Source organism: Paenibacillus sp. FSL H8-0079 (assembly GCF_037991315.1).
Classification (GTDB): Bacteria; Bacillota; Bacilli; order Paenibacillales; family Paenibacillaceae; genus Paenibacillus.
Map to the genome: position 1 here is coordinate 1,840,376 of NZ_CP150300.1, position 17,722 is coordinate 1,858,097.

Sequence of the window (17,722 nt, forward strand, 5' to 3'; positions counted from 1 at the left end):
TTGTTCGTACAGTGTATCATGTGTGTTTTTATGTACCCGAGGAAAAAAGGAGTGAACATATGTCAATGCAGTGGAAGCCACCCGAGCAACGGTTATCTCCTCATGCAGTAAACCTGTGGAGAATTAGCGCTATCATATGGAATATGATAGGTCTTCTGATACTTGCCGTACTGTTAATACTTGACTCCATCTATGGATGGAAGACGTGGATTGGTTGGATTTTGTGGGGCGTTACGGCCATATCTGTGCCTTATGCGGTGTGGGATATTTTCATCCAGCCTTCATGGTTATACAAGCGTTGGTACTATGATGTGAATGAGGAGTTCCTACAACTGAAGCACGGGGCACTAACCAAGGTACATCAGATCATTCCCATGGCGAAAGTGCAATCGGTTACAACGAATCAGGGACCTTTGATGCGAAAATATGGACTTTATTCCGTATCGGTGGGCACGATGGGTTCATCCCATGATATTCCGGCATTGCCGGAGGAAGTAGCGCTCGCACTCCGTCATCAGATCGCATCTTATGCGCGGATTAATGAGGTGGATGAATGATCGATATGAAACGACATCACCCATTAACCATGCTGTGGAGCTTATGGAAACTGGTGAAGAATTCGTTCGCGATCATCCTGTTTTTGTTTGTTTTCCGTCAGGGCTCAGAGTCCCAATGGCTCTTCTATGGAAGAATTGCCTTTTATGCAGGTATTTCCATCGGTATCGTGTCGATCATCTGGAAGTGGTTTACCTCTCGTTATACAGCAGATGATACGGCTTTTCATATCTATAGTGGTGTGTTCAACCGTACTCGTAGAACGATACCGTATACCAAGGTCCAGAATGTGAATCGTCATACGACAGTGTTTCATCGCTTGTTCCAGGTAACGTCAATTCGATTCGAGACTGGAATCAAGGGAGAAGATGCTACTTTTCAGTTACATGTTGTTTTACTTTCCGAAGCCGAACAGTTGGAGAAGATTGTAGCAGGTTACATGGCAAAAGACGCAGAAACAGTAGAAGCAACAGAGGAACCTGTTACGTTGGATGCTGTTGAGTCCATGGAAGAGGGAGAGGCGCAATCTGAACCTGTTATAACGGATGAAGTGATGTCTTCACCTGTAAAAGAAAAACAGGAACGGATTGTTCATTATCATTCCACCCGGAAGGATATATTCAAAGCCTCTTTTACTTCGCTTAGTTTTCTCGTACTTATTCCGGTTCTGGGCACGCTTTATTCTTGGGTGAAAGATTTCTTCCCCGATGAAGAAGTAACCGAAAGTCTATTATTAACCTGGCTCGATTCCTGGTGGATTGCCGGTTTGATGATTTTAGTTTTATTGATCATATCTATTGCTTTGGGTATTGTCAGAACCTTCGTAAAGTATGGAAATTTCCAGATCACCTCGGATACCAAGCGGATCTATATTACGAAGGGCATGATGGAGCAAACGTCATTTTCAATCCTGAAAGAGCGAGTCCAAGCCGTGAAGATCACACAGTCTCCGATGAAAAGGCTGCTTGGATTAGCGGAAGTAGAACTGACCACCGCAGGTAGTCTGGGAGAATCCGCTCAGGAGGTAAACTCACTCTATCCCTTCTTGCCTGTGAAACAAGCCTATACGATGATAGAGGAGATCCTGCCATCCTATCGGGTTACGCAGGAAATGGAAAGACTTCCGAGAATATCATTATGGTTGCGCCTGCTTAAACCAAGTTGGGGATGGATCATTATCACGGGTTTACTGTGGTATTTCAAACCATTCGTGTTAGGACAGAAGCATGCCTGGTGGATGATTTCGGCGATTCTGTTAGTATGGATTGCAACATGCAGAGTGGTGGACTTTTTCCATACCAGATACATTCTGAATCAGAATTTCATTCAACTTCGGACCGGCGCGCTCACATCAACCCTCTTCATCTCCAAACGTGAGAAAGTCATCGAAGTGCAGATCACCCGTAATGTGTTACAGCGTTGGTTTGGTGTTGCTTCCATTCATACGGTAAACCGTGCCAAACCTGTTCTACATCATCGGGCACATGACATCCCCCTGGATACGGCGGAGTCATTTCAATCATGGTACATGGGACGTACCCAAGATGTTCAGACCCGTTAATCACAAGAGCAAGTGCAGGAAGACCAACCAAGGTTATTCTGTACTTGCTCTTTTTAATTGAAGACAGAGGAGGAGTAACATTTTGATTAAAGCTGTGTTCTTTGATGTGGACGGTACATTGCTGAGCGAAATAGATCGGAGTTTATCACCGAGTACAGCTGAGTCTATCCGGGAATTGATTCGTAAAGGAGTTCAAGTCGTACTCGTCACAGGCAGGCCCTATAATTTATGCGAAGAATTCAGAAATCTCGGAATCGATACGATCATTTCGGCTAATGGAGCATTGATCAAAGCAGGTGATGAAGTGATACATAAGTCTGTACTTTCAGCACAGATGGTTAGAGCATTTAGTGAGTTTGCCGAGTTGCATGGGCACAGTATTTCATATTTTACAGAGTCATTTGAGACGAACGGGTTGTGTACAGCAGATGGTCGTGTTACTAACGCCTTAAGAGATACGCTTGGACTCATGAATTCCCCGCAGAAAATTAGCACGTTGGAACAGGACGTATATTGCATTTGCTTATATGCGGATGAAGCGGAGACGGAGAAATTCCAGTCCAGATTTCCTTCCTTACGATTCGTGAGATTCCATCCGTATGTAGTGAATGTGCTGGAAGCGAGCGAAGTCAGCAAATCTATAGCCGCAGAGAAAGTTCTCGACTACCTGAAGATATCCAGAGAAGAGATGATGGCCTTTGGTGATGGAGAGAATGATGTGGATCTGCTAGCGTATGCGGGAATCGGAATTGCGATGGGAAATGGCAGAGAGCGGATTAAACAAAGCGCCGATTATATTACCCTGCGGGCAAGTGAAGATGGAGTCACCCATGCGTTGAAGCAATTTAAGATTTTATGAGATGCACATTAAATAGATGAAGGATATCCCATTTGTGGATTTTCATGTAGAATGGTATAGCACGTATTAAGCCCTAAAGCATAGGGTGTTTATCGAAGGGTGACTTATGAAAAAGGTTGTTATCGTAATCCTGTCTCTTGTTGTACTTGTTGGTGTATCCTCTTCTGCGTATGCTCATCCAGGCAGACTGGATAAGAACGGTGGACATAACTGTTCAGCCAAATCCAAGCAAAAGGGCCTGTGCACGGGCTATCACTATCACAAAAAGAAAAAATAAGCACTGCTTCACATTCTTGAACTGGGGGAAAGAAGCGGTGGATCATATTAAAGCGGTTATTTTTGATTTGGACAATACGATTCTGAACAGAACGACGACCTTTGACGGCTTTACGCAGCGTTTAATCAAGACGTATTTTGGTCATCTTGAGTCAACCGAAGGTATAAGTAAGCGAATTATTGAACTCGACCAGGATGGTTATAAGGACAAATCCCTTCTGTTCAACGAGTTGTTGCATGAACTGCCCTGGGCAGAGCATCCGCCACATGCAGAATTGATGGAGTTTTATGGCAGAGAGTATGTGAGAAGTTCAGTTTTGATGGAACAGGCGCGAGAAGTCGTTCAGCATCTTCGGGGGAAATATCGAATCGGGTTAATTACCAATGGGCAGACCGATATTCAGTATGGGAAAATCGATCAACTCGGTATCCGGGAGGATTACGACCATATTATTGTTTCAGAAGAGGCTGGAGTCAAAAAGCCTGATCCTCGGATATTTCAGCTTGCACTCAATCATTTCGGTCTCACTCCCGAGCAATGCATTTACATTGGCGATCATCCGGTGAACGATATTCAAGGAGCGGCAAGCGTTGGCATGAGTACGATCTGGATAAAGGTTAACCAGCCATGGCAGGACAGCATTACGACTGGTCCGTTACATACGATTGAGCATCTAAGCGAGCTAAAAAAATTGCTTTAAAAGACGGTTAGAAAAGTAAATTTCAATATCACAGTTTTGAAAGCGAGGTACATATGGAGATTAGACAGATGGCTACAGCGTTTTTGAGCAATGGCTCAGACATGCTGATGATGAAGAAGGCAGGCAGCAGACTGTTTGATTTTGAATTCTGGGGTGGCATTGGAGGGCATCTGGAACAAGGAGAACTGAACGCACCTATGACCGCCAGCTATCGGGAGATAGAAGAAGAGACCGGATTCAAGCCAGAGAATGTCGAACACTTTCGACTTCGATATATTCTGTTAGAGGTTAGCGGAGGTGAGATTTGGCAGCAGTTTGTATATTTTGGTGAGACCAAGCATCGACGGTTTGTGCCCTCGGATGAAGGGGAGTTATTCTGGATACCGCTGGATGAGGTGCTGGATTTACATGCGTCTATTCTGATCAAAGCGACACTTAGGCACTATTTACAACATCCGGGAGCAGAGGATATCTGGATTGGCAACGTTCAGAACGGAACAGACCTAAAAGGTACACCACAGGTAATATGGAAAAGAATGCAGGAAACGATATCATTTGAGCCAAGGAATGCCCCGCAAATTTTCTAATTTGATACGAATAAACGTTTGAAAATAGTAAGCGTCTTCATTGGAGGAGAACTCTGCGATGAATTCCCAACCTCAGCGACCGAAAAGCCAACTGTTCAGAGGAATAGTACTGCTGATACCAACAATCTTGCTCTTATTTGTACTATTCCAACTGTTCCCTTATACAGGAATCTTGGTCATAGTCGTGTTTCCTATCATTGTTTTGATGAATGCAGCCCTGATCTACGCTATGATGAAAAAAGCAGGTAAGAATCACGCTCGGTTAACCAAGCGTAGATATGTACTAACCCTATTGCTGACGATGTGTCTGGTAATCGCACTCTTTCCTCAATCATCGGGGACACATATTGTGGTTCAGGCCACAGATGGATTTAATGCTATACAGCATTTGGAAGACATCAGCTTAGATGATCTCAAACTGAAGAAAGACAAGAGTGGCTATGTTATCGGAGACTCGAGTGAGAGATATGTTGCAGCCTTATATAAGTTTCGACAGGAGATTCCTATGGATGGGTCCTTTCACATCTATGAGAGAGATGGTAATCCAAAGTTTGATCCAGTGATTACTGAAGTGGGGCAGATTCCTGATAAATTGTCGGGTTTTCATAAAGTCATGTGGTGGATTTTGGATCTATAAAATATTTTAAAATAATCTAAATAATACCATCATTTTCTGACATTTTATAGTATATTAAGAGTGTCTGGGAGGTGAGTGATGAGATAATCCATGTCGGTGATCTGTTCGGCTTCTATGTGTCTACATACCGTGTGAATAGCTTAACCCATCCCAAGAAGGAGGTTTTGTTATGAAGCGTATTGGAAACATGTTTCGGAAAGCAATGCTGCTCTCTCTGTCATTAATGCTGGTGTCTATCGCGTATTCACCTCATCCAGCTTCCGCTGCAAGCGGGCCTGTCAAAGGATTTCATGTAAGCGGTACCAAATTATTGGATGCTACAGGTACCCCTTTTGTTATGCGTGGGGTGAATCATGCCCACACCTGGTTTAAGAATGATCTGCAAGCGGCCATTCCGGCCATTGCTGCCACAGGTTCCAACACCGTGCGTATTGTCTTGTCCAACGGAAGTCGCTGGACAGCAGATTCACTGGCGGATGTAGAGCAGATTCTGGCGCTGTGTGACCAGTACCAACTAACCGTTATGCTGGAAGTACATGATGCCACCGGGTCGGACAGTATTGCAGAATTGCGAAAAGCCTCAGATTATTTTATCAGCATCAAGGATGCCCTGATTGGCAAGGAAGATCGCGTAATCGTTAACATTGCGAATGAATGGTACGGTTCATGGGAAACCGCGGTGTGGGCGGAAGGATATCAACAAGTGATCCCTGAACTCCGTCAGGCGGGCATCAAGAATACGCTTGTCGTGGATGCCGCAGGTTGGGGGCAATACCCTACAGCGATTTTCAATCGTGGACTGGATGTGTTTAATGCGGACCCACTGGCAAATACCATCTTCTCCATTCATATGTATGAATACGCAGGCGGCGATGCAGCAACGGTCAAAAGCAACATTGATCATGCGCTGGCCATCGGCGTACCTGTCATTGTAGGCGAATTCGGCTTCAAACATAGCGATGGTGATGTAGATGAAGCGACGATCTTAAGCTATGCACAGCAAAAGGGAGTCGGCTGGTTGGCCTGGTCCTGGTACGGTAACGGTGGCGGTGTAGAATACCTTGATTTGAACAACGGTCCAGCAGGCTCCCTGACCGATTGGGGACAGACGGTGGTCAATGGACCGAACGGTACGCTAGCAACCTCTGCATTGAATACGATCTATACAACCCCTGGCTATCAGCCGGTGCCAGATAACGGTAGTGGGGGAGTTGTTACGATCCCGGCTGCGCCGACAGGTGTAACAGCCACGCCGGGGAATGGACAAGTAGCTCTGAACTGGAGCGCATCTCCCGGAGCAGCGAGTTATATTGTACAACGTGCGACAACGAGCGGAGGAACCTATACGGATGTAGCCACGAGTGTGAGCGGTAAAACTTACACCAATACGTCTTTGACGAATGGAACCACGTACTATTACAAAATCAAAGCCGTGAACAGCGCGGGTACCAGCCCAAGCTCGGTACAGGTGAGTGCGACACCGCAGGCGGGTACAACCACGCCAACTTCCAATCTGGTTCTGCAATATCGTGCCGCAGATACCGATGCAACGAATAATCATATCAAGCCCTATTTTAATATCAAAAACAATGGTACCTCCGCTGTTAACCTGAGTGGTCTGAAGATCCGTTATTACTTCACGAAAGACGGCTCCGAGGGATTGAATACGATCATCGATTGGGCGCAGATCGGAGCAGCCAATATCACGACCAGCATTGGAAGTATCACGGGCACGAATGCAGATACCTATGTTGAGATTGGTTTTACTTCGGGTGCAGGTTCTCTGCCAGCGGGAGGTCAGACGGGAGACATTCAGCTCCGTATTCACAAGGATAATTGGAGCAACTTCAACGAAAATAATGACTATTCCTTCCGTCCAACGCAGACTTCCTATGATGTGTGGAACAGGGTAACTCTGCATCAGAATGGCAACCTGATTTCAGGGGTCACACCTTAACGTTCAGCGTATCCGCTATTCAGGCTGACCGTAGCAACGTGTACATACTGCGGCAGCCTGAACGGGCGAACCATTTTAACTTTGCAGAGACAGAGGCGGTTGTTATGGGTTGTTGAAAGAAACTGATTTCGTCGGACTAGGCTGTGATAATTCGATCTTTCGTTCGTCTGTTCCGATGTTCTATGGCTTCCTCATAATCCCCGATTAGTGTATCAAATATATGCTCCCACGACCGCTGCTCAGCTAGCTTTCTGCCTTCCAGTCCCATCATCCTCAATTGGTTCCCGTGATTTCCCCAGAGACATATCTCCCGAATCAGTGCATCAGCTTGACCTGGCTCGAATAACACACCATTGCGGTGAGGGGATACTAGATCCTTGACACCTCCGGCATTGGCTGCCACCACAGGAAGTCCTGAAGCCATTGCTTCCAGCACCACATTGCCAAATGTCTCCGTAGAGGAAGGAAACACAAACAGATCTGCCGAAGCATACATAACAGCAAGTTCTTCGCCATGCATATATCCTGTAAAGGTGACATTCGATGGGGTTTGTGTACGCATTTTGGGGAGAGATGGGCCATCGCCAACAATAATCCAGTGTACTTGGGACTGCATTTCCTGTGGCAACTGCTGCATGGTAGTTGTGAGCGTAGCGATATCTTTTTCGGGGGCAATGCGTCCAACGTAGAGTAAAATAAGGGGAGCGGTGATCTGATATCGTTCACGGATATCCGAGCTGCGTTTATCGGGAGAGTACAGGTTGCAATCAATCCCGCGGGACCAAAGCTTCAGACGCTGAATGCCTTGAGCTTGCAGGGTGTTCAACGTTTCCTGCGATGGGGTGAGTGTTGCATCACAGGCACGGTGGAACCATTGGATATATTTCCAGTAGAGCGGAATCATGCTTTTCAACCGGTAGTATTCGAGATAACGATCGAAGTGAGTATGGTAGGAGACAACATGCGGAAGATGATGCTTCAGCGCATACCTCAGGCCAAGTAGCCCCATATTAAACGGCGTGGCGATATGCATCAGATCGGGCTGAAAGTCTTGTAGCTGTTTGTGCGTGTTTGCTCTGTTGGGTAGCGCAATGCGGCATTCGGGATACAGAAAAAAAGGAATGTTAGCAACCGATCTGACTTGAGTCTCATGGCTCCCTTCGATGACGGAGTTCGGAGTAAACAGCAGATGTTCAATTCTTTTGCGGTTCAGATGGTTACTCAAGCGGTGGAGCGTGCCAGCAACACCATTGGTTTCCGGAAGATAGGTGTCTGTGAATAAGGCCAGGCGCATCATTACCCCTCCCAAGACTCGTGATGCCAAGATCATAACAGCGGAACATTTTCCAGAGGTCAAGTGCACGTTAACTTGACGATATTCCCTGTAAATTTGATAACAAAATAAGCAATACCAACTTCCATAAGTTCAACTTATATAGCGTATTCTGCTATGATGTAATAACGTGTCGGCGTATATATAGCCAGAGAGATACAGGAGGCAGAGAAAGATGAACAAGTTACAAGAAGAACTGCAGGAATTGTTACCACTTGATCAGCTTGAGGAGATGTCAGGTGAAGAAGTGGTGGGGGGTATTGCCATGGACCTTTATCGGGCTGAATTTGCGACGATTCGAGAGAGTGGACCAGAGCTTCCGCAAGTATTGCGAGATACCATTCTAATCATCGATCTGGATACCGAACTGTCCATGAACGGGATGACCGGTTTCCTTGAGAATGCCAGCGGGCAGTATCTCGGTGAGACAATAGCAGCGATGGAGCGGATCGGTAATGAGGCTGATACCGTGATCCTGAAGAAGATCGAGCAGATCTTGTCCGAGAGCGGTGTAACGCCCGGGCAATTACGAGATAATGTGAATGGCCTGTCCGAAGATGACATCACGACAAGTCTGCAAACGCACGGAGAACAGATTCATGAGGTATTGCAGCGAATTGAGCAGGAAGCCGGCAATATAAGCATGCAATCGGATAACGAAGAAAGTTTCGACCTGTTGTATCAGTATGTGGATGCGAATAAAGATCGTCTGAAACAGGAGATGCAGCAATTCTTGTCTAATTGAATGGGAAGAGGAGACAAATGACAAACATGAACAAAAGATTAGCGATGGAATCCGTTCTGGTTACCTTTTTATTCATCATCGGTTTTGTAGCTTGGAATGTCGTTCAAGGCATGATCATGACCATGAATTACGTACCTGATCTGACGAACATCGCTTCTTCGGGTACCCCATTGCAAGCCAAGATTGCTTTTGGAACCCGTGTTCAATGGGATACAACATCCATGATTATGGCTGTTGCCGGATTCATTTTGCTCGCCGCTGCATATTACGGTCTTCGATCAGGAATGCAGCGCTGGACACAGCGTTCATGAAGTATTGTCGGCTTAAGCCCCACGTTCAGTGAACTTACGCTATCTCTGTAACACACCAATTGCAACTGCCCTGAGTCCATTAGACTCAGGGTTTTTACTATGGCTAATGTTTTTCCGCTTCGAAGGGGAAATTTTCTAGATCCAAGGTCGAGGAAGAATCCGTTACAATGATCCTGTAAGCGCTTATCGTTTTGGATAGAGAGAGGAGGAGAGACAGAGATCATGATTACAACCAATCAGATTTATCTCGATCAGACATTGCATAGCAAAGAGGACGTATTTGATTTCATATCTGCGGAGGCAGAGCGTTACAGCATCACTACAAACCGTGTTCAACTTGCGGCTGATCTGTGGGAACGCGAACGTGTCTACTCCACCGGACTTCAGGATCACTTTGCGATTCCCCATACCCAGAGTGAAGTTGTAACACGTCCGGCGGTGATGGTCATTCGATTGCAGGAGCCCATTGATTGGGAATCACATGACGGCAAGCCGGTAAAATATATTTTTGCCATCCTTGTGCCTAAAGGTCATGTAGACATATCCCATCTGCAAATTATCTCTTCACTTGCCACCTTATTGCTTGAAGATTCATTCAAAGAGGCCATCGCAGAAGCGGTGCAGCCGGAAGATGTATATGCCTTGCTTCATCAATATACGGAAGGACTGGTGTCATAATGAAAATCGTAGGTGTAACGTCATGTATCGCAGGTCTCGCCCATACCCCGATGGCCGCCAAAGCATTGGAAAAAGCAGCTCAACAACTGGGATATGAGATCAAAGTGGAACAGCAGGGAGCCATGGGACAAGTCAACAAGCTCACGGAAGAGGATATTGCTGCAGCGAATTTTGTACTGATTGCAGCGGATCAAACGGTGAAGGACATGGATCGGTTTGGCGACAAAAAAGTCGTTCGTGTCAAAATCGGTCATGCCGTAAGTCAGGCAGAAGCGGTATTAACCAAAGCCGTCGAGGCTGTGAACGCACAAGCTTAACCCACCTTCCACATGAGGAGAGAGTACGATGAGAAAATGGTTCGGTGAAGCAAAAACACATCTAATGACAGGTATCTCCTATCTGCTGCCGGTCATTATCGCGGGTTCCCTGGTCGTTGCCATCTGTAAAATTATTGCACTATCGATGGGCATTACCGATCTTGATCCGTACAAAGATGGAAGCGGATTCTTGCATATTTTATATCTCGTGCAAAATGTAGGATGGAGTGGCATCGGATTATTGACGATTGTCCTGTCCGGTTATATTGCGTACTCCATTGCCGACAAACCTGCGCTGGCCGCAGGTCTGATCGGCGGAGTGCTGGCACAGCAGACCAACGCTGGTTTCTTGGGCGCGTTGATCTCCGGTTTTTTTGCCGGATACATCACCTTATGGGTCAAAAACAAAGTTAAGATTACAGGTCCGGCCGCTGGCTCGGTACCGTTAATCATTTTACCGCTGATTACTGTCGGTTTAACCGGATTTCTGATGGCAGTCATTCTGGGTGGCCCGCTGGGCGCACTGAATGAGTATCTGATTGCTTGGGTTCAAAACATGAGCCAGAGCGGAACGAATACCGTTGTGCTTGCGATTATTCTGGGAGCGATGATCGGATTCGATCTCGGTGGACCCGTCAACAAAGCCGCCTGGATGGCAGGCAACGCCCTGTTCCTGTCCGGTGTCTATCTGCCGAATATTTTCATTAACATTGCCATCTGCATTCCGCCACTTGGTTATGGTCTGGCAACATTGCTGATGAAGAAACGTTTTTCCAAAACGTATCAGGAAGCGGGCAAAGGTGCAGTGATTATGGGCGTGATCGGCATCACGGAAGGTGCAATTCCGTTCACACTGCGTAACCCTGCCAAAATGATTCTGGTCAACATGTTTGCCTGTGCAACGGGTGCTGCCCTGACTGCATTGCTGGGAGCGCATATCATCATGCCACCGATCGGCGGCTTATATGGAGCTGTATCGGTAGGTACCCCAATCGCGTATCTTACCGGAGGCATTGTCGGTGCACTGATCGTAGCGGGGGGCACCATGCTGGTGAACTTCCGTGATGAAGAAGAGAAACAACCTGCCAAGACTCAGGAAGCTTCGGTGAAGAAAAACGGGGAAGAAATCGAACTCGTTTTTGACTAAAAGTACATGTTCAAAAAGATCGGTTTTCAGTATCGAGAAGATGGGATGAAGGTAGAAATGGAGTAGCGGAGCGTAGGGGAAACTACGTGAGCAACTACAATGTTTCCGAAGGAAACAACCTTCGTAAGCATCCACTTATTTCGGCTGAATTCCATCTTCGACGCTGATGATGCCAACAGGCATCCCTCGTAATCAAAAGCGGACTTTTTTGAACAACCTTTAAAAAGCATCTGGAGGGATATAGAGATATGAGTGAGAGCAATCGTACCAAAGTACATGTTATTCCACATACACACTGGGACCGGGAATGGTATTTTACAACCTCCCGTTCCAAAGTGTATCTCGTCAAACACGTCAAGGAAGTATTGAACGCACTGGAGAATATCGATGGATTTCATTATTACCTGCTGGATGCACAGGGTTCGTTGCTGGATGATTACATCCGCTGGTGTCCCGAAGATGAGGAACGTATCCGCCAACTGGTTTCAGCCAAACGACTGATGACTGGACCCTGGTATACACAGACGGATCAATTGGTGATTTCCAGTGAATCCATGGTCCGAAACCTGTATTATGGTATGAAAACAGCACAAAAGTACGGACATGCGATGAAAGTCGGTTATGTTCCGGATGCATTTGGACAATCGGCACAGATGCCGCAGATCTATCGCGAGTTTGGCATTGAACGTTTCCTGTTCTGGAGAGGCGTTTCAGATAATACAAATCCACATACCGAGTTTACGTGGGAAGGATCGGACGGCAGCCGTGTATTTGCTGTACAGATGCCATTCGGGTATTACTACGGCGGTAACATTCCGGAAAATGAGGAAGATCTAATTCCTTATCTGGAGAAACAGATTGGTGCGCTGGAACGCAAAGCCTCGACCAAACATATCTATTTCCCTAATGGGTTTGATCAGGCACCTGTGCGATTGAATCTGCCGGAGTTGATTGAACGCTTCAATGCGTTGGATACAAAACGCGAATATGTGATGAATGAACCGGAACGTTTTCTGGCGGAGATCGAAGCGGATAGTCAAGATCTGCCTGTACTTCGGGGTGAATTAATGGAAGCCAAGCACATGCGCATTCACAAGTCCATTTTTTCCACCCGTGCGGATCTCAAACAACAGAATAACCGAATTGAGAATCTGATCGCCAATACGCTCGAACCTGTGCTTGCCATTAGCCATTCTCTCGGGCATGATTACCCGCATCGCATTGTGGAGGACATCTGGAAGCTGTTGTTTGAGAATGCGGCACATGACAGCATCGGTGGCTGTAACAGCGATACAACGAATCAGGACGTTGCGTTCCGTTACAAACAGGCCTGCGATATCGCACTGAATTTGCTCGACCTGCATATGCGGATGATTGCTTCAACGATACAGCAGGAGGAGACATTTGCGTTCACCCTGTTCAACACGCTACCGTATGTGCGAGGCGGCGTTACCGAGATTGAAGCTTATATTCCGGAAGAATCCTTTGTCATTCGGGATACGAAGGGACGCGAGCTGGCCTATACGATTGTAGAAAAAGTAGACCAGACCGATTATGTGCTTGGACAGCACATCGATCTCAATCCAAGCCGCAAAGTGCATCTGCCGGAACGGGTATATCGCGCCAAATTGCTGGTGGATCTGCAAGAGATCCCGGCAATGGGCTACACCCAGATTGTGTTTGATTTCAGTCAGGGCACTGCACCTGTCATGGAGCGACGTAACGGAGACACGATTGAAAATGAACATTTCACCGTTGCGCTGCAAGCAAACGGCACCTTGCAAATTACGGACAAGCGATCAGGCCAAGTGTATGCAGATCAAATGGTCTTTGAAGATAATGGGGATGACGGAGATTCCTACAACTATTCTCCACCTGAGCGTGACCTGATTGTTTCTTCCGCAGGCACCCAGATGAGCACAACGACCACCCAAACGTCTGTATCCCAGACACTGTCCCTGCGTTTCACGCTGGATGTCCCCTACGATCTGGAAGAGCGGGCCGCAGGCATCACATCGGGTGCACTGCCAATGCAGGTGGAGATATCCCTTCGCAAAGGAGAGAAGCTGATCCGCTTCCACGTTCAGGTGCAGAATGAAGTGTTCAGCCACCGTCTGCGTGTCCTTTTTGATACAGGAATTGCTTCCGCTCTATCCATTGCAGACCAACCGTTTGGTGTGATTGCTCGTCCAACCTCATTGCCAGAAGTGGACGTATGGGAGCGCGAACAATGGCAGGAGAAACCGATCACCATTGAAGCGATGCAGAGTTATGCCGGGTTGAACAACGGTTCGCATGGTATGGCTGTGATGACGGAAGGTGTGCGTGAGTATGAGATTGTTGGTGAGCAAATGGATACCATTGCTCTGACCTTGTTCCGCACTTTCGGTTTCATGGGTAAGGAAAATCTATTGTATCGTCCTGGCCGGGCTTCCGGTGAGAAAATTGTAGCAACACCAGACGCGCAATTACTTGGCGAGCTTTCCTTTACCTTTGGCCTGCATATCCAGACTTCGGGGTTCGACGAAGCAAATGTAGCTCGTGCTGCGCGTGAATATTTGACACCGATCAGCAGTTATCAGCTGTGCGACTTTTTGAACGGACGATTGATCTTTGCTTTCCGCGATGAGGAACGTGTTCTGGAACGTGATTACAGTCTGATGTCGTTCAGCGACGATTCCAACGTGGTGTTAAGCAGCTTCAAGAAAGCAGAGCAGAGTGACGGATACATTATACGTGTCTTCAATCCGTACTTGTCACAGTCTGCTAACGTGAACATGCACTTTAATCAACCTGTACATGCAGAACGTGTATCTCTTGGTGAACAACCCCTGGAGCCTCAACAGAGGTTAACTGATGGAGAAGAGGTTGTTCGTTTACCGGAACTCGCACATTGTAAATTGATGACGGTACTTGTATCGATATAAGGTGAACTTTAGTTTGACACAATCTTGATCAGAAGGGAGGTCGGATATCGATATGATTTTTCCAACCAAGCGGTTGAAAAAGCTGTTCCATCTCATTCATGGTGAAGGACAGGAACAGGCTTGGACGAGCCAAGCACTTGCAGACAGGTTGGAAGTTACGGTGCGTACCATTCGGGATGATCTGAAAAAGTTGGATCATATTCTAGCAGGACACGGCGGGAGCCTGGAGTCTAAGCGTGGACGGGGATATTCCATTCGTGTGCATGATGCGAAGCGGTATGATGAGCTGTTGGAGGAACGGAAGGATGATCGGCAAAAAGGTGCGCCAGTACCTGGATCGCCTGATGAGCGTATCCGTTATGAATTGTTCAAGCTGCTTGGTGAACCGGGTCATATCAAGATGGAAGACCTCGCTGATCAGCTGTATATAAGCCGTGCAACGATGAACAATGATCTAAAAATCATTCGTCAGATTCTGGAGAACTACCAGCTTCAGCTTCAGATCAAGCCAGGACATGGTGTGAAGGTCGTCGGAGACGAGCAAAGGTTCCGCTATTGCCTTGCCGAATACGCTGATGCGCGAGATGAAGAACTGGGGCCGGAAGGCATGACTGCTGCACAGGAACGTTTGTTGTATCCAATCGAACCTGCGCACATCCGCGAGATCGTCATTCGCCATGTAGGCAAACAGAATGTTCGTATTGCAGATGTGGCCCTGAAAGATCTGATTACGCATCTGGCTGTTATGGTATTGCGTATTAAACAAGGGCATGAACTGGAGCGATTCGAGAAAGTGGAGGCGAATCCGCAGGATCAACAACTTGCACAACAGATTATTCAGGATCTGGAGTCGTTATATTCCATTCATTGTCCAGTCGGAGAGCGAGATTATCTGTTGCTTCATATTGTTAGCAAAAAAATGACCGCTACCGATTGGAATGGACTTCGAAGTGACCCATTATATGTTGCTGTACTGCAGATGCTGGGACATATCTATGAACGGTACACCTATGATCTGCGAGATGATGAACGCTTGCCGAATGATCTGTATGCCCATCTGAAACCCATGATTACGCGCCTGGAACATGGCATGAACATGCGGAATCCACTGCTGGGACATATACGTAAATATTATCCACTCGCCTATGAGATTACGATCAGTGCAGTGAAACAGCTACAGACATACGTACCTCATGAGATCAATGACAGTGAGATTGGTTACCTGGCTCTTCATATTGGTGCAGCATTGGAACGTAAATACCAGATTCCTCATCGCAAACGGAAATCCGTATTACTCGTCTGTGGGTCAGGATACGGCACAGCCCGTATTCTTGAATCCAGATTGCGCTCTTTATTTGCCGAGCTGGAGGTCTCTCGTGTAGTTTCGCTAAGAGAGTACGAGGAGATGGGGAGTGTGCCTGAAGATTTGGTCATTTCCACGATCCGGTTACGGGAGTCCAAAGGCAAGCCGTCGGCTGTCATTGCTGCGATTCCATCGGAACGCGACATGGCAACGATCACTCATCTGGTGCGAACCAGTGATGAGCAGGAGGAAATGACGTTGCTGCGTTACTTTGATCCAGCGTTGTTCATGTTTCGGTCCGATCAGCCTGATAAAATGGCACTTATGGCTGAGATGAGCGGGGCGCTGTTGGAGAAGGGGATTGTAACGGAGCAATTCTGGCCAGCTGTGCAGGAGCGGGAAAAGATGGCTTCAACCGCGCTTGGAAGAGGTATGGCGATTCCGCATCCCATGGAGCTGAGTTCAACCCGTACGACCGTATCGGTATGTCTGCTCGAGAAGCCGATTCCTTGGGATGAAGAGAATGAAGTACATGCGGTATTTATGTTATCCATATGCAAAGAGGATTACGAACAGGCGATGGGGATCTATGATCTGTTTGTAGAGTTGATTCGGCAGGAGGAGCAGCTGGAAAGCCTGCGATCCTGCGGCAGCTTCGATGCCTTTGCCCAACTTGTATGTGAAACGTTGAGTCTGAAAAGTACCGAAGTGTATTAATATATAAGTTCACTAAGGATAATTTCACTGACACTCCGATGACAGAATAACCTTCCGATCGCTGTTATCCCCAGATTTTTCTGATCCCCTTTTCGAAAGGGGAAAACCGTCCTTCATCAGATTTGTCTGATAGAGGACGGTTTTTATTCGTTTACACAAACTATAGATTAAATATGTTTGGATATGACTTCTTCCAGACCCTGAGCGACAGAATGCGCACCCCGCTGCAGATGTCGTTCATACAGATGCAGGCGGACGAAGCTCTCATCCGTTCCCATCGCTTCGGAAAATATTCCACTGAGTCCACGAGCGCGGCGGTCGATCTGTAACAACAGTTCCAGCGAATCGCCCATCGGATAGAACAGCACTTCCAGCTCATCCAGATGCCCACGAAACTTGCTCGTTGGCACAAATTCGAATTCCTGCACAAATGGCAGATTTCCGCCCAGCTTTGGTGCGTAGTCATTGGTCACTTCACGCAGCTTGAAGCCAAGGATATCGATTGCATCGAGCACGGTATTCATGTCTTTGCTAGGAACAACATGTAGTCTGTCCCGGTCGGATGGGTCCACGGCGCTTGAGATATCGAGGCCCGTTTCTACCCACACTTCTGCACGATGCAGTGTAATAGGCAGATTTTCTGGCAGGTCAAATGAGAAGTCTTTCTCCAATTTGGCTCCAGGCTGCAATGTGAAACCTTCGGTGAGCAAATATTTGGCTATAACAGCTGTTTCTTTTACTTTGCGATCATCGCGCTCCCGTATGTAATGGGTTTTGATTGAAAGATAGATTCGATCTACGTTCTGTTCCACATCTCCACCTTCAATGTACACAACCCCTGAGATGATTCCTCCAGGCGTGACCTCTGGTGTATGCAATTCTGTATTCACTTTGGCTGCTCCAACACCTACACTGGCTAACATTTTCTTGAAAAATGACATGCGCTCAACCTCCAGATCAGATGGTTTACTTTTTGGGGATAAATACGACTTCGACCTTAATACGGAAACTGGAAGAGAAGCGTTTCAAATTTTAGTAAAGATATATCCCTATCAAAACAGGAGAATCGACTTACCGATGTCGAATGTTTTGGAAGAAGGAAGTTTTTGTC

At 46.9% G+C, this 17,722-nt stretch carries 17 protein-coding genes; 15 read left to right on the top strand and 2 right to left on the bottom strand.

Annotation, left to right across the window (positions count from 1 at the left end; genetic code table 11):
• Positions 1 to 59: 59 nt before the first annotated feature.
• The 8 genes from MHI06_RS08375 to MHI06_RS08410 all read left to right on the top strand — a co-directional run bounded on the left by MHI06_RS08375 (position 60) and on the right by MHI06_RS08410 (position 7,133).
• Complete coding sequence (locus tag MHI06_RS08375; protein WP_340401163.1) at positions 60 to 557, top strand: PH domain-containing protein; 498 nt, start codon at positions 60 to 62, stop codon at positions 555 to 557.
• Positions 554 to 2,116: a PH domain-containing protein gene (locus MHI06_RS08380; protein WP_340401164.1), complete on the top strand. Its 1,563-nt coding sequence runs from the start codon at positions 554 to 556 to the stop codon at positions 2,114 to 2,116. The genes MHI06_RS08375 and MHI06_RS08380 overlap by 4 nt, the downstream gene beginning before the upstream one ends.
• Positions 2,117 to 2,198: 82 nt before the next feature.
• Positions 2,199 to 2,975, top strand: coding sequence for a Cof-type HAD-IIB family hydrolase (locus MHI06_RS08385; RefSeq protein ID WP_340401165.1), 777 nt, complete (start codon positions 2,199 to 2,201; stop codon positions 2,973 to 2,975).
• A gap of 106 nt (positions 2,976 to 3,081) precedes the next feature.
• Entirely contained in the window at positions 3,082 to 3,252 is a 171-nt protein-coding gene (locus MHI06_RS08390) for a YHYH domain-containing protein (protein ID WP_094030640.1), read from the top strand.
• A gap of 37 nt (positions 3,253 to 3,289) precedes the next feature.
• Positions 3,290 to 3,952: an HAD family hydrolase gene (locus MHI06_RS08395; protein ID WP_340401166.1), complete on the top strand. Its 663-nt coding sequence runs from the start codon at positions 3,290 to 3,292 to the stop codon at positions 3,950 to 3,952.
• Between the two features lie 68 nt (positions 3,953 to 4,020).
• Positions 4,021 to 4,539 carry an NUDIX domain-containing protein gene (locus MHI06_RS08400; protein ID WP_340401167.1) on the top strand — a complete coding sequence of 173 codons (519 nt, stop codon included), beginning with the start codon at positions 4,021 to 4,023 and terminating at the stop codon, positions 4,537 to 4,539.
• Positions 4,540 to 4,597: 58 nt separating this feature from the next.
• Entirely contained in the window at positions 4,598 to 5,176 is a 579-nt protein-coding gene (locus tag MHI06_RS08405) for a hypothetical protein (protein ID WP_340401168.1), read from the top strand.
• 169 nt (positions 5,177 to 5,345) lie between these two features.
• On the top strand, positions 5,346 to 7,133 hold the full coding sequence (locus MHI06_RS08410) for a cellulase family glycosylhydrolase (protein WP_340401169.1): 1,788 nt from the start codon (positions 5,346 to 5,348) through the stop codon (positions 7,131 to 7,133).
• A 136-nt stretch (positions 7,134 to 7,269) separates the two neighbouring features.
• Here the strand turns inward: MHI06_RS08410 and MHI06_RS08415 are convergent, their stop codons facing one another.
• Positions 7,270 to 8,430 (bottom strand): glycosyltransferase family 1 protein, encoded by a 1,161-nt coding sequence (locus MHI06_RS08415; protein ID WP_340401170.1) that lies wholly within the window; start codon positions 8,428 to 8,430, stop codon positions 7,270 to 7,272.
• Positions 8,431 to 8,641: 211 nt separating this feature from the next.
• Between MHI06_RS08415 and MHI06_RS08420 the strand changes: the two genes are divergently transcribed.
• The 7 genes from MHI06_RS08420 to MHI06_RS08450 all read left to right on the top strand — a co-directional run bounded on the left by MHI06_RS08420 (position 8,642) and on the right by MHI06_RS08450 (position 16,611).
• Positions 8,642 to 9,211 carry a hypothetical protein gene (locus MHI06_RS08420; protein WP_340401171.1) on the top strand — a complete coding sequence of 190 codons (570 nt, stop codon included), beginning with the start codon at positions 8,642 to 8,644 and terminating at the stop codon, positions 9,209 to 9,211.
• A 26-nt stretch (positions 9,212 to 9,237) separates the two neighbouring features.
• On the top strand, positions 9,238 to 9,522 hold the full coding sequence (locus MHI06_RS08425) for a hypothetical protein (RefSeq protein WP_340401172.1): 285 nt from the start codon (positions 9,238 to 9,240) through the stop codon (positions 9,520 to 9,522).
• A gap of 222 nt (positions 9,523 to 9,744) precedes the next feature.
• Positions 9,745 to 10,200: a PTS sugar transporter subunit IIA gene (locus MHI06_RS08430; protein WP_340401173.1), complete on the top strand. Its 456-nt coding sequence runs from the start codon at positions 9,745 to 9,747 to the stop codon at positions 10,198 to 10,200.
• Entirely contained in the window at positions 10,200 to 10,517 is a 318-nt protein-coding gene (locus MHI06_RS08435) for a fructose PTS transporter subunit IIB (RefSeq protein ID WP_017689749.1), read from the top strand. The genes MHI06_RS08430 and MHI06_RS08435 overlap by 1 nt, the downstream gene beginning before the upstream one ends.
• 28 nt (positions 10,518 to 10,545) lie before the next feature.
• Positions 10,546 to 11,664 (top strand): PTS fructose transporter subunit IIC, encoded by a 1,119-nt coding sequence (locus MHI06_RS08440; RefSeq protein ID WP_340401174.1) that lies wholly within the window; start codon positions 10,546 to 10,548, stop codon positions 11,662 to 11,664.
• 248 nt (positions 11,665 to 11,912) lie between these two features.
• Positions 11,913 to 14,591 carry a mannosylglycerate hydrolase gene (gene mngB / locus MHI06_RS08445; protein ID WP_340401175.1) on the top strand — a complete coding sequence of 893 codons (2,679 nt, stop codon included), beginning with the start codon at positions 11,913 to 11,915 and terminating at the stop codon, positions 14,589 to 14,591.
• A 52-nt stretch (positions 14,592 to 14,643) separates the two neighbouring features.
• Entirely contained in the window at positions 14,644 to 16,611 is a 1,968-nt protein-coding gene (locus MHI06_RS08450; RefSeq protein ID WP_340401176.1) for a BglG family transcription antiterminator, read from the top strand.
• Between the two features lie 167 nt (positions 16,612 to 16,778).
• Here the strand turns inward: MHI06_RS08450 and MHI06_RS08455 are convergent, their stop codons facing one another.
• Entirely contained in the window at positions 16,779 to 17,552 is a 774-nt protein-coding gene (locus tag MHI06_RS08455; RefSeq protein ID WP_076330195.1) for a sporulation protein, read from the bottom strand.
• Positions 17,553 to 17,722: the final 170 nt, after the last annotated feature.

Excerpts from the sequence above, each read along its gene's own strand:
- MHI06_RS08375 (WP_340401163.1), top strand. The coding sequence starts at position 60 with ATGTCAATGCAGTGGAAGCCACCCGAGCAACGGTTATCTCCTCATGCA.
- MHI06_RS08380 (WP_340401164.1), top strand. The coding sequence starts at position 554 with ATGATCGATATGAAACGACATCACCCATTAACCATGCTGTGGAGCTTA.
- MHI06_RS08390 (WP_094030640.1), top strand. The coding sequence starts at position 3,082 with ATGAAAAAGGTTGTTATCGTAATCCTGTCTCTTGTTGTACTTGTTGGT.
- MHI06_RS08400 (WP_340401167.1), top strand. The coding sequence starts at position 4,021 with ATGGCTACAGCGTTTTTGAGCAATGGCTCAGACATGCTGATGATGAAG.
- MHI06_RS08405 (WP_340401168.1), top strand. The coding sequence starts at position 4,598 with ATGAATTCCCAACCTCAGCGACCGAAAAGCCAACTGTTCAGAGGAATA.
- MHI06_RS08410 (WP_340401169.1), top strand. The coding sequence starts at position 5,346 with ATGAAGCGTATTGGAAACATGTTTCGGAAAGCAATGCTGCTCTCTCTG.
- MHI06_RS08415 (WP_340401170.1), bottom strand. The coding sequence starts at position 8,430 with ATGATGCGCCTGGCCTTATTCACAGACACCTATCTTCCGGAAACCAAT.
- MHI06_RS08420 (WP_340401171.1), top strand. The coding sequence starts at position 8,642 with ATGAACAAGTTACAAGAAGAACTGCAGGAATTGTTACCACTTGATCAG.
- MHI06_RS08425 (WP_340401172.1), top strand. The coding sequence starts at position 9,238 with ATGAACAAAAGATTAGCGATGGAATCCGTTCTGGTTACCTTTTTATTC.
- MHI06_RS08430 (WP_340401173.1), top strand. The coding sequence starts at position 9,745 with ATGATTACAACCAATCAGATTTATCTCGATCAGACATTGCATAGCAAA.
- MHI06_RS08435 (WP_017689749.1), top strand. The coding sequence starts at position 10,200 with ATGAAAATCGTAGGTGTAACGTCATGTATCGCAGGTCTCGCCCATACC.
- MHI06_RS08440 (WP_340401174.1), top strand. The coding sequence starts at position 10,546 with ATGAGAAAATGGTTCGGTGAAGCAAAAACACATCTAATGACAGGTATC.
- mngB (WP_340401175.1), top strand. The coding sequence starts at position 11,913 with ATGAGTGAGAGCAATCGTACCAAAGTACATGTTATTCCACATACACAC.
- MHI06_RS08450 (WP_340401176.1), top strand. The coding sequence starts at position 14,644 with ATGATTTTTCCAACCAAGCGGTTGAAAAAGCTGTTCCATCTCATTCAT.
- MHI06_RS08455 (WP_076330195.1), bottom strand. The coding sequence starts at position 17,552 with ATGTCATTTTTCAAGAAAATGTTAGCCAGTGTAGGTGTTGGAGCAGCC.